Source organism: Achromobacter sp. GbtcB20 (assembly GCF_019091095.1).
Lineage (GTDB): Bacteria > Pseudomonadota > Gammaproteobacteria > Burkholderiales > Burkholderiaceae_B > Achromobacter > Achromobacter mucicolens.
This window is the reverse complement of sequence record NZ_JAGXJZ010000038.1, coordinates 1-25,352: the sequence shown is the minus strand read 5'-3', so window position 1 is coordinate 25,352 and position 25,352 is coordinate 1. Positions and strand designations below refer to the sequence as shown.

At 65.1% G+C, this 25,352-nt stretch carries 24 protein-coding genes; 9 read left to right on the top strand and 15 right to left on the bottom strand.

What is annotated here, in order from left to right; translation table 11 throughout:
- Positions 1–109: 109 nt before the first annotated feature.
- The gene (locus tag KVT32_RS26675; protein WP_056327843.1) at positions 110–763 is read right to left on the bottom strand and encodes a YbhB/YbcL family Raf kinase inhibitor-like protein; all 654 of its coding nucleotides are present in this window, start codon (positions 761–763) and stop codon (positions 110–112) included.
- A gap of 71 nt (positions 764–834) precedes the next feature.
- The gene (tyrS, locus tag KVT32_RS26670) at positions 835–2,064 is read right to left on the bottom strand and encodes a tyrosine--tRNA ligase (RefSeq protein ID WP_152383345.1); all 1,230 of its coding nucleotides are present in this window, start codon (positions 2,062–2,064) and stop codon (positions 835–837) included.
- A 256-nt stretch (positions 2,065–2,320) separates the two neighbouring features.
- Here tyrS and KVT32_RS26665 point away from each other — a divergent pair, with 256 nt between their 5' ends.
- Both KVT32_RS26665 and KVT32_RS26660 read left to right on the top strand, forming a co-directional pair.
- Entirely contained in the window at positions 2,321–3,730 is a 1,410-nt protein-coding gene (locus KVT32_RS26665) for a peptidoglycan DD-metalloendopeptidase family protein (RefSeq protein ID WP_056327841.1), read from the top strand.
- Between the two features lie 86 nt (positions 3,731–3,816).
- On the top strand, positions 3,817–4,950 hold the full coding sequence (locus tag KVT32_RS26660; RefSeq protein WP_217619073.1) for an anhydro-N-acetylmuramic acid kinase: 1,134 nt from the start codon (positions 3,817–3,819) through the stop codon (positions 4,948–4,950).
- 74 nt (positions 4,951–5,024) lie between these two features.
- Here the strand turns inward: KVT32_RS26660 and erpA are convergent, their stop codons facing one another.
- From erpA to pmbA, 12 genes are all read right to left on the bottom strand, one after another.
- Positions 5,025–5,396, bottom strand: a complete 372-nt coding sequence (erpA, locus tag KVT32_RS26655) for an iron-sulfur cluster insertion protein ErpA (RefSeq protein WP_056327840.1) — start codon at positions 5,394–5,396, stop codon at positions 5,025–5,027.
- A gap of 85 nt (positions 5,397–5,481) precedes the next feature.
- Positions 5,482–6,228 (bottom strand): DUF6776 family protein, encoded by a 747-nt coding sequence (locus KVT32_RS26650; RefSeq protein ID WP_056327839.1) that lies wholly within the window; start codon positions 6,226–6,228, stop codon positions 5,482–5,484.
- A gap of 42 nt (positions 6,229–6,270) precedes the next feature.
- Positions 6,271–7,335: an N-acetyl-gamma-glutamyl-phosphate reductase gene (gene argC / locus KVT32_RS26645; RefSeq protein WP_056327838.1), complete on the bottom strand. Its 1,065-nt coding sequence runs from the start codon at positions 7,333–7,335 to the stop codon at positions 6,271–6,273.
- Positions 7,336–7,533: 198 nt separating this feature from the next.
- Entirely contained in the window at positions 7,534–7,926 is a 393-nt protein-coding gene (gene rpsI / locus KVT32_RS26640) for a 30S ribosomal protein S9 (protein ID WP_008163098.1), read from the bottom strand.
- A 9-nt stretch (positions 7,927–7,935) separates the two neighbouring features.
- On the bottom strand, positions 7,936–8,364 hold the full coding sequence (gene rplM / locus KVT32_RS26635) for a 50S ribosomal protein L13 (protein WP_008163100.1): 429 nt from the start codon (positions 8,362–8,364) through the stop codon (positions 7,936–7,938).
- 303 nt (positions 8,365–8,667) lie between these two features.
- Positions 8,668–9,378, bottom strand: coding sequence for an ABC transporter ATP-binding protein (locus tag KVT32_RS26630; protein ID WP_056327837.1), 711 nt, complete (start codon positions 9,376–9,378; stop codon positions 8,668–8,670).
- Positions 9,379–9,433: 55 nt separating this feature from the next.
- Positions 9,434–10,222: an ABC transporter ATP-binding protein gene (locus tag KVT32_RS26625; protein ID WP_056327836.1), complete on the bottom strand. Its 789-nt coding sequence runs from the start codon at positions 10,220–10,222 to the stop codon at positions 9,434–9,436.
- The gene (locus KVT32_RS26620) at positions 10,215–11,090 is read right to left on the bottom strand and encodes a branched-chain amino acid ABC transporter permease (protein WP_056327835.1); all 876 of its coding nucleotides are present in this window, start codon (positions 11,088–11,090) and stop codon (positions 10,215–10,217) included. Before KVT32_RS26620 ends, KVT32_RS26625 begins: the two co-directional genes overlap by 8 nt.
- A 3-nt stretch (positions 11,091–11,093) precedes the next feature.
- Positions 11,094–11,975, bottom strand: a complete 882-nt coding sequence (locus KVT32_RS26615) for a branched-chain amino acid ABC transporter permease (RefSeq protein ID WP_056327834.1) — start codon at positions 11,973–11,975, stop codon at positions 11,094–11,096.
- A 168-nt stretch (positions 11,976–12,143) separates the two neighbouring features.
- Positions 12,144–13,298, bottom strand: coding sequence for an ABC transporter substrate-binding protein (locus KVT32_RS26610; RefSeq protein WP_152383342.1), 1,155 nt, complete (start codon positions 13,296–13,298; stop codon positions 12,144–12,146).
- Positions 13,299–13,553: 255 nt separating this feature from the next.
- Positions 13,554–14,648: a TRAP transporter substrate-binding protein gene (locus KVT32_RS26605; protein WP_142051299.1), complete on the bottom strand. Its 1,095-nt coding sequence runs from the start codon at positions 14,646–14,648 to the stop codon at positions 13,554–13,556.
- A 164-nt stretch (positions 14,649–14,812) separates the two neighbouring features.
- Positions 14,813–16,177, bottom strand: a complete 1,365-nt coding sequence (gene pmbA / locus KVT32_RS26600; protein ID WP_056327831.1) for a metalloprotease PmbA — start codon at positions 16,175–16,177, stop codon at positions 14,813–14,815.
- A 58-nt stretch (positions 16,178–16,235) separates the two neighbouring features.
- Here pmbA and yjgA point away from each other — a divergent pair, with 58 nt between their 5' ends.
- From yjgA to KVT32_RS26570, 6 genes are all read left to right on the top strand, one after another.
- On the top strand, positions 16,236–16,787 hold the full coding sequence (gene yjgA, locus KVT32_RS26595) for a ribosome biogenesis factor YjgA (protein WP_056327830.1): 552 nt from the start codon (positions 16,236–16,238) through the stop codon (positions 16,785–16,787).
- A 17-nt stretch (positions 16,788–16,804) separates the two neighbouring features.
- Positions 16,805–17,479, top strand: a complete 675-nt coding sequence (locus tag KVT32_RS26590) for an alpha/beta hydrolase (protein WP_152383341.1) — start codon at positions 16,805–16,807, stop codon at positions 17,477–17,479.
- A 365-nt stretch (positions 17,480–17,844) separates the two neighbouring features.
- Complete coding sequence (locus KVT32_RS26585; RefSeq protein WP_056327828.1) at positions 17,845–18,849, top strand: ABC transporter substrate-binding protein; 1,005 nt, start codon at positions 17,845–17,847, stop codon at positions 18,847–18,849.
- The gene (locus KVT32_RS26580; protein ID WP_217619074.1) at positions 18,849–19,664 is read left to right on the top strand and encodes an ABC transporter ATP-binding protein; all 816 of its coding nucleotides are present in this window, start codon (positions 18,849–18,851) and stop codon (positions 19,662–19,664) included. Before KVT32_RS26585 ends, KVT32_RS26580 begins: the two co-directional genes overlap by 1 nt.
- A 3-nt stretch (positions 19,665–19,667) precedes the next feature.
- A complete protein-coding gene (locus KVT32_RS26575; protein ID WP_056327827.1) occupies positions 19,668–20,504 on the top strand; it encodes an ABC transporter permease in 837 nt (278 codons plus the stop codon).
- 9 nt (positions 20,505–20,513) lie between these two features.
- Positions 20,514–21,206: an isochorismatase family cysteine hydrolase gene (locus KVT32_RS26570; RefSeq protein WP_152383340.1), complete on the top strand. Its 693-nt coding sequence runs from the start codon at positions 20,514–20,516 to the stop codon at positions 21,204–21,206.
- Positions 21,207–21,228: 22 nt separating this feature from the next.
- Here KVT32_RS26570 and KVT32_RS26565 read toward each other — a convergent pair whose 3' ends face one another.
- Complete coding sequence (locus tag KVT32_RS26565) at positions 21,229–23,670, bottom strand: GNAT family N-acetyltransferase (protein ID WP_217619072.1); 2,442 nt, start codon at positions 23,668–23,670, stop codon at positions 21,229–21,231.
- A 134-nt stretch (positions 23,671–23,804) separates the two neighbouring features.
- On the opposite strand from KVT32_RS26565, the gene gltX reads away from it, so the two are divergent.
- Positions 23,805–25,211 (top strand): glutamate--tRNA ligase, encoded by a 1,407-nt coding sequence (gene gltX / locus KVT32_RS26560; RefSeq protein WP_175157414.1) that lies wholly within the window; start codon positions 23,805–23,807, stop codon positions 25,209–25,211.
- Positions 25,212–25,352: the final 141 nt, after the last annotated feature.

Sequence of the window (25,352 nt, the reverse complement as noted above, 5' to 3'; positions counted from 1 at the left end):
GAGGTCTCCCAGAAAGAACAATCCCCACTCAGCGTACCGCTTCGTGGGGATCGGGCTGACCATCTCATTAGGGCCGCACTGGGCGGCCCTGCGTACATCTGGCTGAGCGTCAGGCCGACGTGGCCCCGATTTGCTTGGGCGCGAGCCGGGGGTTCAGCGTATAGGTCCCGGTCAGCGATGCCTTGGCCAGCACGTGCTTCTGGATCGCCCGCAGCGCGTCTTCGCCCGTGAACGAGCCCTGCAGGTTCAGGCTGGGCACGTCCAACGCATACAGGGTGAAGATGTAGCGATGCACCAGGGCATCGTTCCAGGGCGGGCAAGGACCGTCGTAGCCGAAGTACTCGCCGCTCATGTCGTGGTCATTGGCGAACCACGACGAGTAGGAGTTGATGCCCTGGCGCGCGTCCATGGGCGCCAGCGGGCCACCCTTGCCGCGCGGCGTGATGCCGTTGGAGAACGCGCCTTCGTCGATCTCGCGCAGGTCGGCCGGCAGGTCCACCAGCACCCAGTGGAAGAAATCCACGCGGGCCAGGTCGGCGGGCACTTCGCGGCCTTCCTGGTTGACGTCGTCTGGGCGCGAGGGCACATCCGGATCGTGGCAGATCAGTGCAAACGACTGTGTGCCCGCGGGGACGTCGTCCCAGGAAAACTGCGGGTTGAAGTTATCTGCCAGCGCGACGTGCGATTGCGCATCGATCTTGCCGAATGCGTAGCGCTCGGGAATCGACTCGTGATCGGAAAATGACAAACTCGAAAGTTCCATGTCGTGCTCCTGTAAATGCCGCAAAGGCGCTCTGCCCCTGTCTGTACCCTCAGCGTATCAAAACTTCGCAATTACGGGTTCAAGTTAACACGGGCGAACTTTCGCTTGCCCACCTGAACGACGTAAGTCCCGGCCGGCAATTGCAACGATTTGTCTTCCACGCGATCGCCGTTGACGCGCACCCCGCCCTGCTCGACGTTGCGCTGCGCTTCCGACCCGGAGGCGACCAGACCCGCTTCGCGCAACAGCTTCAGAATACCCACCGGCGCGCCGCCGATATTGACCTCGGGCATGTCGTCGGGAATCGCGCCGTCGCGGAAACGCGCCTCAAACGAGGCCAGCGCATCGTCGGCGGCCTTGGCGGAATGAAAGCGCGCGATGATTTCCTGCGCCAGCATCACCTTGGCATCGCGCGGATTGCGCCCGCCATCGATCTCTTGCTTGAGCGCCGCGATCTCCTCCAGCGAGCGGAAGGACAGCAGTTCGAAGTAGCGCCACATCAGCGTGTCGGAGATCGACATCAGCTTGCCGAACATGGAATCGGGCGACTCCGAAATGCCGATGTAGTTGCCCTTGGACTTGGACATCTTCTCTACGCCGTCCGTCCCGACCAGCAGCGGCATCGTCAGGATGCATTGCGGCTCCTGTCCATACTCTTTTTGCAGTTCGCGCCCGACCAGCAGGTTGAACTTCTGATCGGTGCCCCCCAGCTCCAGATCTGACTTCAGCGCGACCGAGTCGTAACCCTGCATCAGCGGATACAGGAATTCATGCACCGAGATCGGGATACCGCCCTTGAAGCGCTTCGTGAAGTCTTCACGCTCCATCATGCGCGCCACCGTGTAACGCGACGCGAGCTGGATCATGCCGCGGGCGCCGAGCGGGTCGCACCATTCTGAGTTGTAGCGGATCTCGGTGCGGGCCGGATCCAGCACCAGGCTGGCCTGCGCGTAATAGGTCTTGGCGTTGGCCTCGATCTGTTCGCGCGTGAGCGGCGGGCGGGTGCTGTTGCGGCCGCTGGGGTCGCCGATGGTGGAGGTGAAGTCGCCGATCAGGAAGATGACGTTGTGCCCCAGGTCCTGGAGCTGGCGCATCTTGTTCAGCACCACCGTGTGGCCCAGGTGGATGTCCGGTGCGGTCGGATCCAGGCCAAGCTTGATGCGCAGCGGCACGCCAGTGGCGCGGCTCTTGGCCAGCTTGCGGGCGAATTCGGCTTCGACCAGCAGCTCATCGCAGCCGCGCTTGGCTATACGCAGATCGGCTTCGACTTCAGGTGTAATGGGGGCTTCGGTGGGTGACATGACAGGGGGGCCAATGCGGCTTCAGCCGACAAAAAGGTGTAAAAAGTGACGAAAACTATCGTAAATTCTAGCCGAATCAGCTAGGATACCGGCCTAATCATACGCAACTGCCATATGTACGCAGTTGCGTTCGCTCTACATCCCTTGTTCACAAGATGCGCCCCCGCGCCAGCCCTTGCCCCGGAAACGGTGCGCGCGAGGGCCGTTCGTGTACCGCACCCTGCGAGTTCAAGCCACCTGAGAGGGTATTTTCACGATGAATCGTGGCCTCCACGAACTGGCGAGTGGCCTCAAGCGCAAAGTCGCTGCCGTATTTGCGCCCGTTGAGCCCAAGCCCCATCGCTCGGGACTTTTCCGCCGCACGCTTCTCGTCACCGCAATTGGTCTGTTCGCAGGCGCCGCCGCTCTCGGCATGGTGCAGCAACCCGACCGCACCGAACTCCCCCCCTCGCGCGTCATCCAGAGCATTCTGCCGCTGACCGCCGAGCAAGTCGAAGTCAGCACGCCCAGCGCCGCCCCCTACATCAGCGAAACCCGGATCCGTCCGGGCGACACGCTGTCGGCGGTGCTGCAGCGCCTGGAACTCGACGCCCCCAATCTCCAGTCGTTCCTGACCCACGACGCCAGCGCCCGCAGCATCTACAAGCTGTACCCGGGCCGCTCGGTGCAAGCCGCCACGGACGAAGCGGGCAATCTGGTGTGGCTGCGCTACATCCACACGCCCGGCAACGAGACCGACGGCCAGGTCGTGACGCGCATGCTGCACGTTGCCCCGTCCGGCGACGGCTACAAGGCCGAGGAAGTCACCGAAAGCACGGAACGCCAGACCCGCGTCGCGGTCGGCACCATCAAGTCCTCGCTCTTCGGCGCCACGGACTCGGCCGGCATTCCCGACTCGGTCACCATGCAAATGGCCGACATCCTTAGCGCCAAGATCGACTTCCTGCGCGACCTGCGCCAGGGCGATCAATTCCGCGTGGTCTACGAAGTGCGCTCGCACGACGGCCGCTACGCTGGCGCCGGCCGCGTGCTGGCCCTGGAATTCATCAACGGCGGCAAGACCTACAACGCCGTCTGGTTCAGCCCCGACGAAAAGACCGGCTCCTATTACGACTTCGACGGCACCAGCCTGCGCGGCGCCTTCCTGCGCACCGCCCTGAAGTTCAGCCGCATCAGCTCGACCTTCGGCATGCGCATGCACCCCATCCACAAGACCTGGACGGGACACAAGGGCGTGGACTACGCCGCGCCGTCGGGCACGCCGATCCACTCCACCGCGGACGGCACGGTCGAATTCTCGGGCTGGCAGAACGGCTACGGCAACGTGGTCATCGTCAAGCACCACGGCAAGTACTCGACCCTCTACGCGCACCAGAGCCGCATCGCCGAAGGCGTCACCAAGGGCTCGAAGGTGTCGCAGGGCCAACTGCTGGGCTACGTCGGTTCCACCGGCTGGGCCACCGGCCCGCACCTGCACTACGAGTTCCGCGTCGACAACCAGCCCATCGATCCGCTGTCGGTGGACCTGCCCGTGGCCCGCGCCCTCGAACCCGCGGAAGTGCGCGCGTTCAACCAGGCGGTTGGCCCCTACAAGCAGCAGATCCAATTGCTGACGCAGTTCCAGCAGACGCTGCCCGACGCGCTGACCAACGTGGCCAGCCGCTAAGGCAGGTCCGAAAAAAACAGGCCCGCGCGCAGCGGGTGCGGCGGCGGGGCATCAAGCCCTAGCCGCCTTTTTCTTTGGAGGCGCCCGTGAATGCCACCCAGCCCATCCAGCAGGACCGCCGCACGCTCTACATTGGCCTGATGTCCGGCACCAGCGTCGACGGCGTCGACGGCGTGCTGACCCGTCTGGACGACGGCCAGGCGCCTCAGGTGCTGGCCAACGCCAGCCTCCCCATGCCAGAGAATCTGCGGCACGAGCTGCTGTCGCTGAACGAATCGGGCGGCGACGAACTTGCCCGCGCGGCGCTCGCGGCCAATGCGTTGGCGCGTGTCTATGCCCAAGCCGTGTCGGCATTGCTTGCGGATGCCGGCGTGGCCGCCAGCGACGTCAGCGCCATCGGCGCGCACGGCCAGACCGTGCGTCACCGCCCGGACCTTGGGTACACCCTGCAACTGAACGCACCCGCCCTGCTGGCGGAACTGACGGGCATCGCCGTCGTGGCCGACTTCCGTTCGCGCGACGTTGCCGCTGGCGGCCAGGGCGCACCGCTGGTGCCGCCGTTTCACGCCGCCATCTTCGGCGCCAGCCACGGGCGCGCCGTGCTGAACCTGGGCGGCATCGCCAACGTGACGCTGCTCGTGCCCGGGCAGCCGGCGCGCGGCTTCGACACCGGCCCGGCCAACGTGCTGCTGGATGGTTGGTGCCAACGGCATCTGGGCCGCCCTTACGACGCCGGGGGCCGCTGGGCGGCCTCGGGGCAGGCGCTGGCGCCATTGCTTGAACAACTCATCGGCAGCGAGCCGTGGTTCGGCCTGCCGCCCCCCAAATCCACGGGCCGCGACCTTTTCAACATGCAATGGCTCGACGCCCGACTGGCCGAATTCGACGGCGCCGCGCCCGCGCCGGAGGACGTTCAGGCCACGCTGCAGCGGCTGACGGCCAGAACCGTGGCGGACGCCATCGACCGGGCGGCAGCGGGCACGCAAGAAGTCTTTGTCTGCGGCGGCGGCGCCCACAACGCCGGCCTGATGCAGGAACTGGCGTATTGCCTGCAACGCCCCGTCCACGCGACCGACGCCCTGGGCGTGCCTGCGCAACAGGTGGAGGCCCTGGCGTTCGCCTGGCTGGCGCACGCGTTCATGACCGGCAAGCCGGCCGGCCTGCCCAGTGTGACGGGCGCGCGCGGCGCAAGGATTCTTGGAGCGCTGTATCCGGCCTGAGCGCGATCCATCACGCGCCCATGCAAAAGCCCTTCGGCAAACCGAAGGGCTTTTTATCTTTCCTGCCTGGGTGATTACACCGAGAACGAGGAGCCGCAGCCGCAGGTGGTGCTGGCGTTGGGATTGCGGATGACGAACTGCGCGCCTTCCAGGTCTTCCTTGTAGTCGATCTCGGCGCCGACCAGATACTGGAAGCTCATCGGATCGACGAGCAATTGCACGCCGGCCTTGTCCAGCACGGTGTCGTCTTCGTTGACGACTTCATCAAACGTAAAACCGTACTGGAAGCCGGAACAGCCGCCGCCCTGCACGAAAACGCGCAGCTTCAGTTCGGGGTTGCCTTCTTCGGCCAACAGGTCTTTCACTTTGGCGGCAGCCGAGTCGGTGAACACCAGGGGAACAGGCGGGGGGGCCTGAAGGTCGACGGTTTCGGTCACTGCATTCATGGTTCACTCCTGGCCGGTACGGCCAAATTCAGTGAGCGGCGTCGCCGCTCGTATGGTGTCACTATAGCGCAGGGCTTGACCAGACTCAAAGTTCAAGCTTGACACTGCGCGAAGCGCGGACGGTTTCCCCCTCGAGGACGCTGACGGTCACGCTTTCGGGGACAAATCCGTCAGGCACGGCCAGGATGCCCTGACTGCGCTGATACTGGTCGAACTGCAGGGCGAGCGACGCGGCGGTCAGGTTTTCTCCGGTGGCCGTGACGGGGCCGGTCTCGGCCTTGAGCTGCATGGGCGCTAGGTCCACCGTGACGGTTTCGCCCTTGAGCACGCCGGTGGCCTGAAAGCGCAGCGCGCCCGCAAAGGGCGTACCACCATTGCGGCCACTGCGCATCAGCAGGACCTTGTACCGCAGGCCGCCGCCCTCGCGGTCGATCTGCATGCTGCGAATGTCCACCGAGCCCTCAGGGCCGGGCGGCAGCAGCTGTTCATAGAAGGCAAGCTGGTCACGCACGCGGCCGAGTTCGGCTTGGGCGGCGTGAAGCTGGGTTTCGAGTTCTTGGCGGGCCGATCGCTCGATGACGAGTTCGCCATCGGCCTTATCGAGCTGGCCGCGAATGTAGCGCAGTTGCGTGGCCTGCTGACGCATGGCCTCGTCCTGCGCCTCGGCCTGCTGGACGCTGATGACCACGGCGTCCTGCGGACGATAGAGCTGGCGCGCGTGGAAGAACCCGGCGATCCCGCCCACCAGCACGCCCAGCAGCAGCATCGCGCACAGGCGCACGACTGCGCCGTGACTTCGCGATGGGGAGCGGGCGGCGGGATCTGCGGGCATAAAGAGCAATATTGGCGGCCCGGCAAACGGGCCGCCTTGGCGTTACGGCAGGATGGCGACCTGGTCCAGGCCCATCGTTTCGGGGATGCCGAACATGAGGTTCATGTTCTGCACGGCCTGACCGGCGGCGCCCTTGACCAGATTGTCCTGCACCACCATGACGATCAGCAGGTCGCCGTTGCCCGGGCGGCTGAGCGCGATGCGCAGGTTGTTGGACCCGCGCACCGAGCGCGTTTCGGGATGGCTGCCGGCAGGCATGACGTCCACGAACGGTTCATCGGCGTAGCGCGCTTCGAACAGGGCCTGAAAGTCGGTGTCGCGCGCCTCGGGTTGAATGCGGGCGTAAATGGTGGAGAACATGCCGCGGATCATCGGCACCAGATGCGGCACGAACGTCAGGCCCACCTTGCCGCCGGCCAGCTTTTCCAGCTGGGCGGTGATTTCGGGGTGGTGGCGATGGCCGGCCACGCCGTAGGCCTTGAAGTTGTCGGACGCTTCCGAAAACAGCGAGCCCACCTCTGCCTTGCGGCCGGCACCGGACACACCCGACTTGCAATCGGCGATCAGCGTTTGCGTATCGACCAGCGCCTTGCCGCCTTCAAGCAGCGGCGCCAGGCCCAGCAGCACCGTGGTGGGATAGCAGCCGGGGTTGCCGATGACGCGCGCCTTGGAGATGGCTTCGCGGTTCAGTTCAACCAGGCCGTATTGCGACTCGGCCAGGATGTCCGGGCAGGTGTGGGGAATCTTGTACCAGCGTTCGAACGTGGGGATGTCCTGCAGGCGGAAATCGGCGGCCAGGTCGATGACGCGGGTGCCGGCGGCGATGAGCTCTTGCGCCTGCGCCATGGCCACGCCGTGGGGCGTGGCGAAGAAGACGACGTCGCAGTCAGTCAGCGAAGCCTTTTCCGGGGCCGAGAATGCAAGCTTCACACGGCCGCGCAGGTTCGGGTACATGTCGGCGACGGGCAGGCCGTCTTCCTTGCGGGACGTGATGGCAGTCAATTCCACGTTGGGATGCTGCGAAAGCAAGCGCAGCAGTTCGACACCGGTGTATCCGGTGCCGCCGACGATACCAACCTTGATGCGGGTGTTCGATGCTTGGGCCATGATGAATGCTCTTCGGAGAACGAATAACGATTGTATCGCTCGGGAAACCCGCTAATGCGGCAGGCGTGCTGCAATTGCCACTGCAAACCTTTTTCCGACCGAACGCGTGGCGCGGAGTTCCTCGCGCGGGGCCAGCGATGACATTGCATTGCCGGCCCAAAAACAAAAAGCCCGCCGAAGCGGGCTTTTTGCAGGGCATTAACGCTTGCTGAACTGCTTGCGACGACGCGCCTTGCGGAAGCCGACCTTCTTACGTTCGACTTCACGGGCATCGCGGGTCACGAAGCCAGCTTGCGACAGCGAGGGCTTCAGCGTGGCGTCGTAATCGATCAGGGCACGCGTGATGCCGTGACGGATGGCGCCGGCTTGGCCGGTTTCGCCGCCGCCGTGCACGTTGACCTTGATGTCAAACGATTCCAGGTGGCCGGTCAGTTCCAGCGGCTGGCGCACGACCATGCGGCCGGTTTCACGAGCGAAGAACTCGTCGACGGGCTTGCCGTTGACGACGATCTTGCCAGTGCCCTTCTTGATGAAAACGCGAGCCACCGAAGTTTTGCGACGGCCGGTTCCGTAATTCCAGTTACCGATCATGGCGTTTCCTTAGATATCCAGCGTCTTGGGCTGCTGGGCGGTGTGCGGGTGCTCGGCACCAGCATAGACCTTCAGCTTCTTGATCATGGCGTAGCCCAGAGGACCCTTGGGCAGCATGCCCTTGACGGCCTTCTGAATGGCACGGCCGGGAAAACGCTCTTGCATTTTCTCGAAGTTCGTTTCACGGATACCGCCCGGGTACGTCGTGTGGCGGAAGTACTTCTTGTCTTTCGCCTTGGCGCCGGTAACAACGATATCGGACGCGTTGATGATGACGATGTAGTCACCGGTATCAACGTGAGGCGTGAATTCAGGTTTGTGCTTGCCACGCAGACGACGTGCGACTTCGCTGGCCACACGACCGAGGACTTTGCCCTTGGCGTCGATCACAAACCAGTCACGTTGGACTTCATGCGGCTTGGCCACAAAGGTCTTCATGATGGTTCCTAAGAATAAAAAATTTGCTCTGGCTAGAACATCCAGCCAGCATTCTTTCCCAGACTAGGCAGAAATTTGCAGCCCTTCGGGTTACAGCCATTCAGGCACAAATTCCAGCCCTTATCGCCCCCCGCCTAAGCGTTATGAATCCGCCCGTGCAAAGGTCAAAATGAGGGAAAGCCTGAAATTCTAACACGGCTGCTCAAAAAATGGGCAAGCGGACAGAATTCAGGCGATTCGCAGCGGCCATTCCAGGACAGCCGCCGCAAAATTCATCAGGGGACGCATGCCGCCCCCTGCGCGTCAGGCACCCAGGTAGGCTTCCAGGACGCGCGGGTGGCCGAGCAGTTCGCGGCCCGTGCCCGTCAGCGCCATGGCGCCGTTTTCAAGCACGTAGCCTTGCTGGGCAATCTTGAGCGCCTGGCGCACGTTCTGTTCGACCAGGAACAGCGTGAGGCCGTCGGCGTTGATGGCACGCAGCGACCGGAAGATTTCCTGCACGACGATCGGCGCCAAGCCCATCGAGGGCTCGTCCAGCAGCAGCAGGCGCGGCTTGGCCATCAGGGCCCGGCCGATGGCCAGCATCTGCTGCTCGCCGCCGGACAGGTTGCCGGCCATGCCGCTGATCCGCTCTTTCAGGCGCGGAAACAGGTTGAACACGTATTCCAGATCGGACGCGACGTTCTTCAGGCCGCGGCGATAGGCGCCGAGTTCCAGGTTTTCCAGCACCGTCATGGTGGTCAGGATGGCCCGGCCTTCGGGCACCTGCACGATGCCGCGCGCGACCAGCTGGTTCGGCGCAAGGTTGGTGACGTCTTCGCCCTCGAAGAGGATGCGGCCGCGCGCCTTGGGCAACAGGCCCGACAGCGCAAGCAGCGTCGTCGACTTGCCGGCGCCGTTGGCGCCGACCAGGGCGGTGATTTCGTTGGCGTTCAGGTCCAGGTCGATGCCGCGCACGGCCTCGATGTGGCCGTAGTTGACCTCGAGCCCGCGGACTTCCAGCATGGCGCTCATTGTGTAGCCTCCGCGCGTCGCGCTGCGGTATTCGTCTTGGGAGCGGCCCGGCGACTCATCGGGCGGCCTCCGCTTGTTCGGTGTCTTCGTCGTCTTCGCGGCCCAGGTAGGCCTCGATGACCTGTTCGTTGTTGCGGATGTCCTCGGGACCGCCGCACGCGATGATCTTGCCGAAGTTCAGCACCGCGATGCGTTCGCACAGACCCATGACGAAGCGCATGTCGTGCTCGATCATGAGGATGGTGTAGCCGCGGTCGCGAATGGCCAGGATCTCGCGCATCAGTTCGGCGCGTTCGCCGGTGTTCATGCCGGCGACGGGCTCGTCCAGGAGCAGCAGCTTGGGCTCGGTGGCCAGCGCGCGCGCCAGCTCCAGGCGGCGCTGCTCGCCGTAGGACAGGTTGTCGGCCAGATCGTTGGCCTTGTGGTCCAGGCGCATCCACGTCAGCAGCTCGTGCGCGCGTTCGCGGGCGCGCTGCTCGTGTTCGCGGTAACCCGGCAGGCCCAGCAGCAGGCTGGGGAAACCGTAGTTCATGTGGCGGTAGGCGCCCACGACGACGTTTTCCAGCAGCGTCATCTCCTTGAAGAGACGGATGTTCTGGAACGTGCGGGCGATGCCCATGCGCGTGATGCTGTGCGGCTTCTTGCGCAGCACGCTCTCGCCCTGGAAGGTAATGGAGCCGCCGCTCGGCGGGAGCAGCCCGGTGATCAGGTTGAACACCGTGGTCTTGCCGGCGCCGTTCGGGCCGATCAGGCCGAAGATGGCGCCTTCGGGCACCGACAGGCTGACGTCATGCAGCACATGCAGGCCGCCAAAGCTCTTGGAGACGGAAGACAGCTCAAGCATGGCGCTTTCCTCCCTGGCGGCTTTGACGCATCCAGCGCTTGAAGCGCGCCGGATCCCAGATGCCTTGCGGCAGGAACAACACAATCACCACCAGGATCACTCCATTCGCGATCAGGCGCAGATCCGCAAATCCGCGCAGCAATTCGGGCAGCGTCGTAATGATGAAGCTGCCCAGCACGGGGCCGGCCAGGCCGCCGATGCCGCCCAGGATCGCCATCGTCAGGATTTCGACGCCGCGGTCGAAGCCGTATTCGTTGGGACCAATGAAGAACGTCAGGTGCGCGTTCAGCGCGCCGGCAAGACCGGCGATCACCGCGCCGGCCACGAAGGCCAGCATCTTGTTGGCGCGCACGTCGATGCCCATCATGCCGGCGGCGGTCTCGTCGCCCCGGATGGCGTCGAAGGAACGGCCGATCTTGGAGGCCCGCACGCGCCACAGCACGAACAGCACGATGATCACGGCCAGCAGCACATGCCACCACTGCGTGAGCTGGGGAATGCCGTTCAGGCCCAGCGCGCCGCCGGTGATGGACTCGGTGTTCAGGATGGTCACGCGGACCACTTCACCGAAGCCCAGCGTGGCCATCGCCAGATAGACCCCCGACAACCGCAGCGTCGGCAGGCCGATCAGGGCCGCGACCAGCGCCGGAGCGGCCATGCCGCCCGCCAGTGCGACCGCGAAGGGCGCGTCGTAATTCATGGTGAGCAGCGCGGCCGTGTAGGCCCCGATGCCCATGAAGGCGGCGTTGGCCATGGCAAGCATGCCGCAGGCCAGCGTCAGCCAGATGGAGAGGGCCAGGAGTGCATTGGTGCCAAGCGTCAGCACCAGGTTGCCGTAGATGGCCCAGAAATTTTCGAATCCGCTCATACCTTAAGCCTTGCGTTGAACCACTTTGCCGAACAGACCTTGCGGGCGGACCAGCAGGATCAGGAACAGCAGGCCGAAAGCCACCGCGTCGCGCATGGTGGAGCCGATGTAAGCGACGGACAGCACCTCGGCGAAGCCCAGGAAGAGACCGCCCAGCATGGCGCCGCGGATGTCGCCCATGCCGCCCAGGATGATGACCGCGATGCCCTTGTGCAGCATCGGCTGGCCCATCAGCGGGAACAGCGCGTTCGAGTACAGGCCGATCAGCACGCCGGCCACGCCGCCCAGGGCGGCCGCGGCGAACGAGGTGGTGATGAACAGCTTTTCGACGTTGATGCCCAGCAGCCAGGCGGCCTTGGGCGATTCGGCGATGGCGCGCAGCGCGCGGCCGAACTGCGTGCGGCGCATCACGAACATCAGCACGGCCATCAGCGCGAACGACAGGAAGATGATCCCCAGTTCGATGACGGTCAGGTGCAGGCCGGCGACTTCGATGACTTCCTCGGGCACGGTGCCGTGCGGGAAGCGCAGATTGCTGGCGCCAAAGATGCTTTGGGCGCCGTTGTTCAGGATGATGCCGACACCGATGGTGGCGATCATGGGAATCAGGTGGGGTGCGTTGCGCTTGCGCAGCGGCTTGAGCACCAGGTAGTCGATGATGACCCCGGTAAAGCCGGCGACGAAGAACGCAACCATCAGCGCGGCCCACAAGGGCAGGCTGAATTGCTCGACCACGACCAATGCTGCGTAGGCGCCAACCATGAAGACGGCGCCATGCGCCAGGTTGATCACCCCGAGCACGCCGAAGATCAGCGTGAAGCCCAGCGCGAACAGTGCATACACACAGCCCAGCGACAAGGCATTGACGAATTGTTGTTCGAACATGATGGGACTTTCCAAATCTGATAGGGCCGCCTCGCCGTGCCCACAGCGAGGTCTGATGTGCTCCCGGGGAAGCTTTCTACTTGGTGAGGCCCTGCGATAAAAAGCGCCTTGCAGACGGCCGGGAGGCCATCCGCAAGGCGCATCCCCCCGCGCGGGGATGCGTACTGCTTACTTCTCGATGACGTACTTGCCGTCCTTGGTCACGCTGACGATCGGCGCCTGGTCGGCGTCGTAACCGGCCGGCTTGCCGGCGCGATCATTGGCCTGGCGGAACTTGAACGGGCCGGTGGCGCCGGTCCAGGTCACGGACGGCAGGGCGTCGCGCAGGGCAGCGCGATCCTTGGGCAGTTCGCCGGTGAGCTTGGTGTTCTTCAGAGCCTGGGCGACGATGTACATCGCGTCATACGACTGCGCCGCGAACTGGTCGGGGGCATTCGTGAACTTGGCCTTGTAGGCGTCGATGAACTTGGTGTTCTCGGGCGACTTGTTTTCGATCGACCACGGGCTGCCGATCCACAGATTGTTCGACGCGCCGCCGGGGGCCAGGTCGAAAATCTTGACCGAGTTCATGCCGTTGCCGCCGATGACGGGCACGTTCAGGCCGAGCTGACGGGCCTGGACCATGATCGGGGCGCCTTCGGCCAGCAGTGCGGACAGCACGATGGCGTCGGGGTTGGTGCCCTTGATCTTGGTGAGCTGGGCCTTGAAGTCCACGTCGCCCTTGGCGAACGTTTCGGTCGTCGTGACCGGGATCTTCTGGTCTTCCAGGGCCTTCTTGAAGTTGTCGTAGCCGCTCTTGGTGAAGACGTCGTCGTTGCCGTAGAGCACCGCCACGTTCTTCAGGCCGGTCTTGGCCTTGACGGTGGAGATGGTGGCGGGCAGCACGTCGGCTTCGGTGACCGAGTTGCGGAACACGTAGTTGCCGATGGAGGTGATGCCGTCGGCGGTGTTGGAGGTGCCGAAGACGACCGTCTTGGCGGCCTGGGCGACCGGGTCGGCGGCCTGGGCGGAATTCGACAGGGTGGGACCGAAGACCATCAGGACGTTGTCCTTGAAGATCAGCTTCTTGAAGACGTTGATGGCTTCTTCTTTCTTGCCTTGCTCGTCTTCGATCACCAGCACGATCTTGTTGCCGTTGATGCCACCGGCCGCGTTGATTTCGTCAGCCGCGAGCTGGAAACCGTTGCGGATCGACACGCCGTACTGGGCGGCGCCGCCGGACAGGGCTTCAGCCACGCCCAGCTTGATGTCGGCTGCGTGGGCGGCCGGGACGATACCGGCGGCGATCAGCGCGGCCAGCAGCTTTTTGGTCTTGGATTGCATGGTTGTTACCACCTTAAAGTCTGTCTCGGAATATTGGTAATCCGGGCTGATGTAATCCTGCCGGATTGACGTCGATGCCGCCTAAAGGCCGCATGTATGCGCGTCAAGACCCGGGATATTACTCCTTTGTATCAGGCCGAAACTCGAATGCCGTTCAACAAAAGCCTCAAAACCGCCCATTTTTTTGTAAAAAACGTGTGGTTACTAGCACAAACCCTGAAACTCGCCGAATGCCATTCGGCACCGGCTTCCCTCCTAACTCCTGCCCGACAACGCCACGCCCAGATACTGGCCGAACGCGCCCTCGGTCAGGCGAAACCACGGCATCTCGCTGTCGCGAAAGCCCATGTAGCTATCGTGCAATGCCTTGAATCTGGGGTCTTTGGCGCTTAAGTCCTTGTAGACCTGCTGCGAGGCCTCGAACGCGGCGTCCATGATGGACCGGGGAAAAGCCCGCACTTGCGCGCCGTTGGCCGTCAGTTGAGCCAGCGCCTGCGGATTGAGCGCGTCATAACGCGCCGTCGCGGCGGTGTGCGCGGCCAGCGCCGCGGACTGCACCACCGATTGATAATGCTTGGGCAACTGGTTCCAGGCTTCGTCGTTGATGTAGAGCGAGAGCTGTTCGCCGCCTGCCCACCAGCCGGGTGCGTAGTAATACTTAGCTACTTTATTCAATCCGAGCTTGGCATCCTCATAGGCGCCCGCCCCGGCCACCGCCTGCAGCCCCTCTTTTTCAAAGGCCTGCGCCAGGGCGGCGAGCTCAACCTGCTGGGGCGCCACGCCAAGCCGGGAAAGCACCTCCCCCGCCAGGCCGTCCACCCGCATCTTCAGGTCTTTCAGGTCGCCTTCGCGCTTGATTTCCTTGATATACCAGCCGCCCATCTGGGCGCCGGTATTGCCCAAGGGAAAGTTGATGATCTTTTCGGGCTTGAAGAGTTCGCGCGTCAGGCGCAGGCCCTCGCCCTCGCTCATCCAGGCGTTCATCTGACGCGCGTTCAGGCCGAACGGCACGGCCGCATCGAAGCTGAACGCCGGATTCCTGGCGTGGTAGCGGCGCGAGGACACGTGGCCGCATTCCACCTTTTTGGTGGAGACCGCTTCCATCAGGTCGGCGGCGGCAACGACTTCGCCGTCCGGGAAGTGGCGGATGTTGAACTTGCCCGCGGTGGATTCGGCGACGAACTTGCAGAAGCTCTCGGCCGCGCCGACGCGCAGGTCCAGCGCGCTGGGAAAGCCCGAGGACAGGCGCCAGCTGATCGAGGGCATGTCCTGGGCGAACGCGGGCGAGCTGACGGCGGCGCCGGCGACGGCGCCCAGACTGGCGCGCTTCAGGAATGAACGTCGTTGCATCACTTTGCTCCTATACAGCAACACCCGGGACTTCGAGCAATACCCGCCGGATATTACACGCTGGCGAACACAGGAACGGCTAGAGGAAATCCCGGAAAGGCAAGGGATTGCAAAGCGGGCAAAACAGGAGCCGGCGGCGCGCGGCGCGCCGCCGGCGGGCGCGATCAGGTGCCGGCAATGGCCATCTGCTCGATGAGGATGGAGCCGGTGGTCTTGGTGCCGCGCGAGATCGTGTCGGCGCCCACCGCGACGATCTGCTGGAACATGTCGGCCAGGTTGCCGGCGATGGTGACTTCCTGAACCGCGTGCTGGATCTGGCCGTTTTCGACCCAATAGCCGAAAGCGCCGCGCGAGTAATCGCCCGTCACGTAGTTGACGCCCTGCCCGATCAGCTCGGTGACGAGAAAGCCGGTGCCCAGCTTCTTGAGCATGGCTTCGAAATCGTCGCCGCGCTGGGTCTGCGTGGAGCTGAAGACCAGGTTGTGCGAACCGCCGGCGTTGCCGGTGGTGGTCATGCCCAGCTTGCGCGCAGTGTAGGACGACAGGAAATAGCCTTCCAGCACGCCGGCCGAGACCACGTTGCGGCGGCGCGTGCGCACGCCCTCGTCGTCGAACGGCGAGCTGCCCATGGCGCCGCGGATGTGCGGATCCTCGACCAGGTTGATGTGCTTGGGAAAGAGCGGCTTGCCCAGCGAATCGACCAGGAAGCTCGCCTTGCGGTACAGCGCCCCGCCGTTGACGGCCTGCGTCAGCGCGCCGACCAGGCCCAGCGCCAGCGGCGCCTCGAACAATACCGGGAACTTGCCGGTGCGCACGCGGCGGGCCGACAGGCGCGACAGCGTGCGTTCGGCGGCATAGCGGCCGATGGCCTCGGGCGAGGCCAGCTTGGCCGGGTCGCGTTCGGACGAATACCAGTAGTCGCGCTGCATGCCGTTGCCGCGACCCGCGATGGGCGCCACGGACAGGCTGTGGCGCGAATACGGATAGCCGCCCAGAAAGCCGCGGGTGTTGCCCATCACGAACTGGCCTTCGTACGTGCCGACGGTGGCGCCGTCGGTATTGGTGATGCGCGAATCGACCTCGCGGGCGGCGCGCTCGGCGCGCAGCGCCAGTTCGGCCGCTTCCTCGGTGGAAACGGTCCAGGCGCGATGCAGGTCCAGGTCGGGGAATTCCGTGGCCAGCTGGTCGGCGTCGGGCAGGCCGGCGGCCGGGTCGGCAGCGGTGTGGCGAGCAATGTGCCAGGCGGCTTCGACCGTCTGGCGCAGCGCGGCCTCGGAAAAGTCGGACGTCGAGGCTGAACCGCGGCTTTGGCCGGCGTAGACCGTCAGGTCCAGCGCCCGGTCGCGGGTTTGCTCAACGGTTTCGATGTCGTTCTTGCGTACCGAGACGGACAGTCCCAGGCTTTCCGAGACTTCCGCGGCGGCGTCGGAAGCGCCGATCTGGCGCGCGTAGGCCAGGGTTTGCTCGACAAGTTCGGAAAAACGCGCGTGATTCGCCGCCAGCGGCAAGGATGAGGAGGTTTTAACCATTGCAGTCCAATTTGCAGAGACGGTTATCATAGCCAAGTCTGTCATTGCGCAGTTTTCCATGAATTCCCATCCCCAAGAAGATTCCGTCGACGACGGTTACGACGAGAACGGCTACGACCGTCCCAGCAAGTCCCAGGTCAAGCGTGAAATGCACGCCCTGCTGGACCTGGGCAAGCAATTGATCGCGCTGTCGCCCGAACGGCTGAAGCAACTGCCGCTCGAAGAGCGCCTGTACGAAGCCATCCGCATGGCGCAGCGCACCACCGGCCGCGAAGGCCTGCGGCGCCAGGTTCACTTCGTCGGCAAGCTGATGCGCGACGCACCAGCTGATGTCATTCGCAAGCAACTCGACGTCTGGGAGAACGGCTCCCGCGAGGAAACGGCCGCCATGCACCGGCTGGAAACGCTGCGCGACCGTCTGCTCGATGACGACGACGCCTTCACGCGCCTGCTGAACAACAATCCGCAGGCCGACGTGCAGCAACTGCGCACGCTGATCCGGGCCGCCCGCAAGGAAAAGCTGGCCAACGCCTCGCTGCTGCAGGGCCAGGAGCCGCAAAAGAAGCACTACCGCGCGCTGTTCCAGGCCCTCAAGACGCTCACACTCTAATTGCCTACCGCCCATCCATGACCGCAACCGACCTGCTCGACTGCATCGAGATCGAAACCGCCCCCAACCCCACGCACGCCGTGATCTGGCTGCACGGACTGGGCGCCGACGGCAACGATTTCGCGCCCATCGTGCCGGAGCTGCAGCTGCCCGCCGGACTCGGCGTGCGCTTCGTGTTTCCGAACGCGCCCGTGCAGCGCGTGACGATCAACAACGGCATGGCGATGCGGTCCTGGTACGACATCCTGGTGATGGACTTGGTGCGAGTGGAAGACGGCCGCGGCATCCGCGCCTCGGAAGCGGCCATCCACAAGCTGATCGCGCGCGAAAACGGGCGCGGCATTCCTACGTCCAACATCGTGCTGGCGGGTTTTTCACAGGGCAGCGCCATGACCCTGCACACCGGCCTGCGGCTGAAAGAAAAGCTGGCGGGCATGATGGCGTTGTCGGGTTATCTGCCGCTGGTGGACAGCGCCGAGGCCGAGCGCCAGCCCGCCAACGACGCCACGCCCATCTTCATGGCCCATGGCCAGTACGACCCGGTCGTGTCGCTGGCGCGTGCCGAAGCGTCGTTGGCCGAACTCAAGCGGCTGGGTTACGACGTGCGCTGGCACACGTACCCGATGCCGCACTCGGTCTGCGCCGAGGAAGTGGCCGACATTTCGGCCTTCCTGAACGAAGTCCTGGTGTGATGCGACGGGCAGACTAGGGACGATGGCGGGCGGCGCCGCACGCGGCCCGTGTCCCTGGCCGATGGGCGCCAAGCGCGTCCCCGCCTACGATGGAATGAGCCCGCCTCAGCGGCTCGAAATCTTATTCTGTATACCAACTGGTATTCCAGCCTCGAATTTTCGGGGCAGCGTCGACGCACGTCCATAGAGAAAAACGCCAATCGCAAAAGGCTTGTCGCCTGGTTGTCTTGAATATAGTATTCGATCCAAGCCTCACCGGCCCGGGCGTGCACTGTTCGGGCTTCCCTGTTGTTGTAGTCGATCCATCCCATTGGCCGTGTCGCGCCGATTGTCGGCGTGGCATTCAAGACGCAGGAGAAAGTCCCGTGAAGACCTCGCCCTTGCCCCGCCTGGCAGGCGCGGCGCTGCTCGCGCTGCTTGCCCCTTTGGCCGCTCAGGCCGAAGCCCTCAATCCCCCCGTGAAGGTGCGATACGAAGAGGTGGTGCGATCCATCCTGTACGTGCCCAAGTACGTCGCGCTGTCGCAGGGCTACTTCAAGGACGCCGGCCTGGACGTGTCCATGAAGACGTCGCAAGGCACCGACAAGGGCATGACCGCCCTGTTGTCGGGCAGCGCGGACATCGTGCTGATCGGGCCCGAGGCCTCCATCTATGTGCAGAACAGCGAATCGCCGGTCAAACCGAAGATCTTCGCCGGCCTGACCGCCACCGACGGCTTCTTCCTGCTGGCGCGCAAGCCGGTCGACAAGTTCGACTGGTCCATGCTCAAGGGCAAGGAGGTCATCGGCTTTCGCCCCGGATCGAATCCCATCGTGTTCCTGGAAACCGCGCTGCGCAAGCATGGCCTGGATCCGCAGAAGGACGTGAAGCTGCTCAACAACATCGGCATCCCCGCGCGCGCCGGCGCCTGGATGGCGGGCCAGGGCGAATACGGCATCTTCCTGGAGCCCGAGGCCGGCGAGCTGGTGCGCAACGGCAAGGGGCACATCGTCGCGTCCGTGGGTCATGAGGTGGGCCAGGTGGACTACACGGTGTTCACCGCCACCGACAAGTACATCCGCGACAACCCCAAGGTCATCCAGGCCTGGACCGACGTGGTGGCGCGCGCCGAGAAGTACGTGAAGGACACGCCCGCGGCCACGCTGGCCCCGCAGATCATGACCTTCTTTCCCGGCATGGATCAGGCCGCGGTGACCGAGGCGATCGAGCGCTACAAGCAATATCAGATCTGGAAGACCACGCCGCTCGTGACGGCGCAGGCGATGACGCAGCTTCAGGACATGCTGATCGCCAGCGCGGTCATGAAGGACAGCGCACGCGTGAAGTACGAGGACGTGGTGATCGCCGACTTTGCCAAGAAGGCCCAATGATGGGAGCCGCCATCCACAACCTCAAGCCGGCGCCCGCCACGGCCAAGATCGAACTGCGCGACGTCTGTCTGTCGTACTTCACGCCGGAAGGCGAGACCGAAGCGCTGTCCAACGTGTCGTTCAGCCTGGCGCCGGGCGAGTTCGTCAGCCTGATCGGCCAAAGCGGCTGTGGCAAGAGCACTTTGCTGTCTCTGATCGCGGGCCTGATTCCCCCGACCTCGGGCGCGGTGCTGGTCGACGGGCAGGCGGTAACCAAGCCGAACGCGCGCATCGGCTACATGCTGCAGCAGGACTACCTGTTCGAGTGGCGCACCATCCTGGACAACGTGATGCTGGGCGCCGAGATTCAGGGGCGGCGCGACGCGCGCAGCGAGGCGCGCGCCGTGCACCTGCTTGAAAAATGCGGTCTGGGCGCGTTCCTGTCGCACACGCCGCGGCAGCTCTCGGGCGGGATGCGCCAGCGCGCGGCGCTGGCGCGCACACTGGTCACCGAGCCCGACGTGATCCTCTTGGACGAGCCGTTCTCGGCGCTGGACTCGCAGACCCGTCTGGCCATCTCCGACGAAGTCGTGGACATCCTGCGCCGCGAGGGCAAGACGGTGGTGCTGGTGACGCACGACATCGGCGAAGCCATCGCCATGACCGATCGGGTGATCGTGCTGTCGCGCCGGCCCGGGCGGCTCAAAAGCCAGTACCGCATCCACTACGGCGACGGCCAGATCCGCCCCACCCCGTTCCAGGCGCGCTCGCGGCCGGAATTCAACACCTACTTCAAACAGCTCTGGGACGAGCTGGACGTCCATGTGGAGGGCTGAGCCATGAACGCGCCGATTGCCAATACCGTCCCGCTGCGCGCCGTGCCCGGCCCCAGCGAAAAGTACCTGAACTACCTGCGCCGCGACCGCGCGCGCCGCCGAAACATCCGTGTGGCCCAGGCGCTGCTCCTGGTCGTTTTCTTATGCGCATGGGAAATCCTGCCGCGCATGCACATCGTCAATCCGCTGCTCACCAGCTATCCCAGCGCGCTGTGGCCCACCTTCATCGAACTGTGGAATCACGGCAGCCTGGGCAAGCACATCATGACGACGCTGTCGGCCACGCTGGTGGGCTTTGTGCTGAGCATGGTCATCGGGATCGTGGTGGCGGCCGCGCTGTGGTGGTCCGAGTTTCTCTACAAGGTGCTCGACCCCTTCCTGGTGGTGGCCAACGCCATGCCCAAGATCGCGTTCGTGCCCATCTTCTACCTGTGGCTGGGGTCAGACTATGCGGTATACGGCATGGCGGTCGCCATTGCGGTGTTCGTGACCATCATGGTGGTGTATGCGGGGTTCCGCGGCATCGACCTGAACAAGGTCAAGCTTGCCCACACCTTTGGCGCCAGCCGCTGGCAGGTGCTGACCAAGGTCGTGCTGCCAGGCAGCGTGCCGACGCTGATCGCGGCGGTGAAGATGAACATCGGTCTTGCGCTGGTGGGTGTCATCGTGGGCGAATTCCAGTCGGCGGATTCGGGGCTGGGCTTTCTCATCATGAACGGCAGCCAGGTGTTCAAGCTGAACATCGTCATGACCGCCATCGTGATGCTGGCGCTGATCTCCAGCGTCATGTACCTCATCATCTACCGCGTCGAGTCCGCCGTGGCGCGGCGTTACGGCTAAGGAGGCAGCATGGAATTCCCCCAATGGGTGAAGGATCGCGTCGTAGCCCGCCAGGGCTGCCTGCATCCGTATGACGAGCTGCCGGCCGCGCGCACGGCGGTGGTCGTGATCGACATGCAGCAGTACTTCCTGCTGCCCGGCTACCAAGGCGAATGCGCCCCGGCGCGGGAAATCATCGGCCCCATCAACCGCCTTTGCAGCGCGGTGCGCGACGCGGGCGGCGTGGTGGTGTGGGTGCAGACGGCCTCGGACAACGCGGATGTGTTCTGGTCGCATCACCACGGCGTGATGCTGACGCCCGAACGCAGCGCCCGCCGCCTGGAGACGCTGCGCCGCGACTCGCCCGGCTTTGCGCTGCATCCGGACCTGCATGCGCAGGCCAGCGACCTGCGGGTCGTCAAGCGCTTCTATAGTGCGATGGCCCCGGGCTCGTCGGAGCTGGAGCCGGTGCTGCGCGGCCTGGGCGTGGACACGCTGCTGATCGCCGGCACGGTCACCAACGTCTGCTGCGAATCCACCGCGCGCGACGCGATGATGCGGGACTTCCGGACCATCATGGTGGACGACGCGCTGGCCGCCGTGACGCCGGCCGAGCACGAGAACGCCCTGCACGGGTGGATGCTGTTCTTTGGCGACGTGCTGTCGGTGGACGAGGCGGCCGCGCGGTTGACGCCCGCGCAGCCGTCCCGCAAGACCGCCTGAACCGTTCCGGCGGCCGCGGGCCTTAAGCCAGGTTCAGCCAGACCCGGCGCATGGTCGGGTCTTCGGGGTCGGGATCGTTGGTAAAGCCCAGGCTGGTCATCAGCGCCAGCATGGGCCGGTTCGTCGACAGCACCAGGCCGTCGATGTATTCCAGCCCCTGCTCGCGCGCGGCGTCGATCAGCGCCGTCATGAGCTGACGCCCCAACCCGCGCCGCTGCCAGTCGTCGCCGATCACCAGCGCGTATTCCGCGCCGCGGCCATCGGGATTGCGCAGGTAGTGCGCAAAGCCCACCAGCACCTCGCGCGGATGGCCGCGATTGGCGGGATTGGGCACCTGCGTGGCCGCCACCAGCGCGAGTTCGCGGTGGTAGTCCACCTGGGTGTAGCGCGACACCATGCGCGGCGTCAGTTCACGCATCATCGACACGAATCGCATGTAGCGCGAGCGCTCCGACAGGCCGCGGATGAATTCCTGCAACGCCTCGCCGTCTTCGGGGCGAATCGGGCGCAGCACCCAAGGAATGCCGTCGGCAAAACGGCGCACCTGCACCAGCCGCGCCGGATACGGGTGGATCGCCATGTGCGGATAGCCGGTGGTCTGCGGCGAGGCGCAGCCAGGCGTCTCGGTCAGCGTCATGCGCAGGCCGCCCGCGCGCAGGTGGGTTTCGCCTGCGTAGAGGGGATCGATGTCGAGCGTTTCGATATCGGGAAGTTCGGACACCAGCTCGGACACCAGCACCAGCGCCTGCTGCAGCGCCTCGGCCGCCATGTGGCCGACCCGCGGCGCCAGCACGCGGCGCCACAGCCGGCTGCGCTCGATGAGCTGGCGCGCCAGGTAGCCGTTGAGCGGCGGCAGGTCCATGCCACGATCGGCCAGCGATAGCACCGCGTCCGGCCCGCCCGCGCCAAACCGGATGACTGGGCCGAACTTCGGATCGCGCCGCACCCGGATCGCCATGGGGCGGGATTCCGCTTCGCCGTGCGCCGCATCGGCAGAGAATTCGCTGAGCGGCACGTAGAACAGCGCCAGCAGTGTGCGGATCTCAGACGTGTTCAGCTCGCGCCGGCATTCGGCGCGCACCCGCGCAAGGATCTCGCGGGCGGCCGTCAGGTCGGGCACGTGGCTCGCGGGTTCGGGCGGCTGCGTCTGCAGCAGCAGCTGCTGGTTGTAGTGGTGCGAGGCCAGCACGCCGAAGGCATCGGCGGCCGATTCGGGCGTACGGAATGCCGACGTGCCGGCGTCGTCCAGCATGCGCCGCAAGGGCCGCATGCCCGCATCGCCCATGAAACAGGTCACCACCGGCTTCTTGGCCGACGGGGCAATCTGCGCCAGCTCGCGCGCGACGGCGGGCATGTCGGCCAGGGCGTCGGGCGCCAGCAGCACCAGCACGCCGTCCACGCCCGTGTCGTCCAGGACAACGTCGAGCATGGCGCGAATGCGCTCGGGCGTCATGGGCAGGTAGGTGATGACGGGGTTGGCGATGGCGGCGTCGGGCTCCAGCATGTCGGCCAGCGCGCGCTGCGTGGCGGGCGCGAGGTCCGCGCGCAGCACCGCGGCGTCCGGGCCGATCAGGTCCATGGCGAGCTGCGGAGGCCCGCTGCCGTTGGAGATCAGTGCAACGCGGCGGCCCTTGGGGCGGCGCGTGTAGCCCAGCACCTTCACGGCCGAGAACAGCTGCACGAAGTAGCGCACGCGCACGGCGCCGGCCCGGCGCAGGGCCGCGTCGAAGATGGCATCGCTGCTGTCGGCGTCCGAGCGCCCTGCTTTGAGCACGATGACCGGCTTGATGCTGGCCGCGGCCCGCAGCGTGCTCATGAATTCGCGCGCGGGTCCGACGTCTTCAAGATAGAGAACGATGCTGTCCGTGCGCGGATCGCTGGCCAGGTAGTCCAGCAGCTTGGGCAGGCCCACCACGGCCTCGTCGCCCAGGGACACGGCGGTGGAAAAGCCGATGTGCACGTCCTCGGCCCAATCCATGACGGCGGCCATGATCGAGCGCGACTGCGCCACCAGCGCCACGCGGCCGGCGCGCGCCAGCACCGGGTGCTGGCTGAAATTCAGGCCCGCGTGCGGCCGCTGCGCACCGAAGGACCGCGGCCCGAGGAGTTCGCAGTGGTTTTCCTCGGCCCAGGCGCGGCACAGCGCCAGCGTGCCGCGCGGGTATGGGTCGGGCAGTTCGTGGGGCAGCAGGATGACCGCGCGGGGCGACAGCGGCGCCAGCCGGCGCAAGGTTTCCGGCAGCACGGCGGGCGAGACGCAAACCAGGGCCAGATCAGGCCGGTCGCCCGCAGCCAGGCCTTCCAGCCTGTCCGGCAGGTCGGGCGCCGCGCCGGGTTCGACCGTGACGACAGTGGTCTTCGCCTTCAGGGCGGGAGACAGGGAACTTGCCGCGGGCAGCGGCCGGTCGGCCACGATCACCAGCGAGCCGGGTTCGAACATGGGCGCAAGAGCGTGTCTCAACATGGGGAGGTCGGGCCAGGGCCTGTTCACACTAATCTAAAATAGCGTTCATCGTATCAAGACAAGCCCGCTGTCCGCTTGATGAGGACACTGCCCGACGCCGCTTTGTGGCGCCGCAGCCGCTAACACTGCCACCTATGACTTCCAACGCCTCTACTCCCATTCGCACCCGCTTCGCGCCTTCGCCCACCGGTTTCCTGCATTTGGGCGGCGCGCGCACCGCGCTGTTCTCCTGGGCCTTCGCGCGCCATCACAAGGGCACTTTCGTGCTGCGCATCGAGGACACGGACGTCGAGCGGTCCACGCCGGAAGCCGTGCAGGCCATCCTGGACAGCATGGAATGGCTGGGCATGCAGCCGGACGAGGGCCCGTTCTACCAGATGCAGCGCATGGACCGGTACCGCGAAGTCGTGGCCCAGATGCTGGCCGCCGGCACCGCCTACCACTGCTACAGCTCGCCCGAGGAAGTCGAAGCCATGCGCGAGGCTGCCCGCGCCCGCGGCGACAAGCCGCGCTATGACGGCACCTGGCGCCCGGAACCCGGCAAGACGCTGCCCGCCATCCCCGAAGGCCGCAAGCCGGTCGTGCGCTTCAAGAATCCCCAGGAAGGCGCCACGTCCTGGAACGACATGGTCAAGGGCACGATCAGCTTCGACAACACCGAGCTCGACGACCTGATCATCGCGCGCCCCGACGGCACGCCTACCTACAATTTCTGCGTCGTGGTCGACGACTGGGACATGGGCATCACGCACGTGCTGCGCGGCGATGACCACGTCAACAACACGCCCCGCCAGATCAACATCCTGCGCGCGCTGGGCGCCACGCTGCCCGAATACGGCCACGTGCCGATGATCCTGGGCCCGGACGGCGAAAAGCTGTCCAAGCGCCACGGCGCGGTCAACGTCATGGAGTACGACAACGAGGGCTACCTGCCCGAGGCCATGATCAACTACCTGGCCCGCCTGGGCTGGAGCCACGGCGACGACGAACTCTTCTCGCGCGACCAGCTGGTGTCTTGGTTCGACACCAAGCACCTGTCCAAGTCCGCGTCGCAGTGGGATCCCAAGAAGCTGAACTGGGTCAACGCCCACTACATCAAGCAGATGGACAACGCCGAACTGGCCGAGCGCGTGGCCACGCGTGTCGCGGCCCGCGGCGGGTACCCCGAAAAGATCGACCTGCCGGGCGTCATGGGTCTCTTGAAGGACCGCGCCGAAACGCTGGAGCAGCTGGCCGACGGCGCCATGCTGTTCTCCGGCGAATTCAAGGGCGCGCCGGCCGATCTGGCCGAGCAGCACCTGACCGCCCCCGCCCGCGAAGCGCTGGCCGACTTCGCGCAGCGCGCCCAGGATGCGGAATGGACGCGCGAAGCGCTGTCCGCGCTCATCAAGGGCGTGCTGGCCGACCGCGGCCTGAAGATGCCGCAACTGGCCATCCCCCTGCGCGTGGCCGTCACCGGCCAGACGCAGACGCCCGCGGTGGATGCGGTGCTGGCGCTGCTGGGCAAGGAAACGGTGCTCAAGCGGCTGTCTGCAATTTAAACCCGGGTGTCAGACACCCATTGATGAGCCGCCGCAAAGTCACGGGCATCTCACCAGGGTGTCAGACTGAGCTAACCCGGGTTTTCCGGACACTCGTAAAAGTAGACAATACTTGAAGGAGGTGTCCAATGGATAAATCCA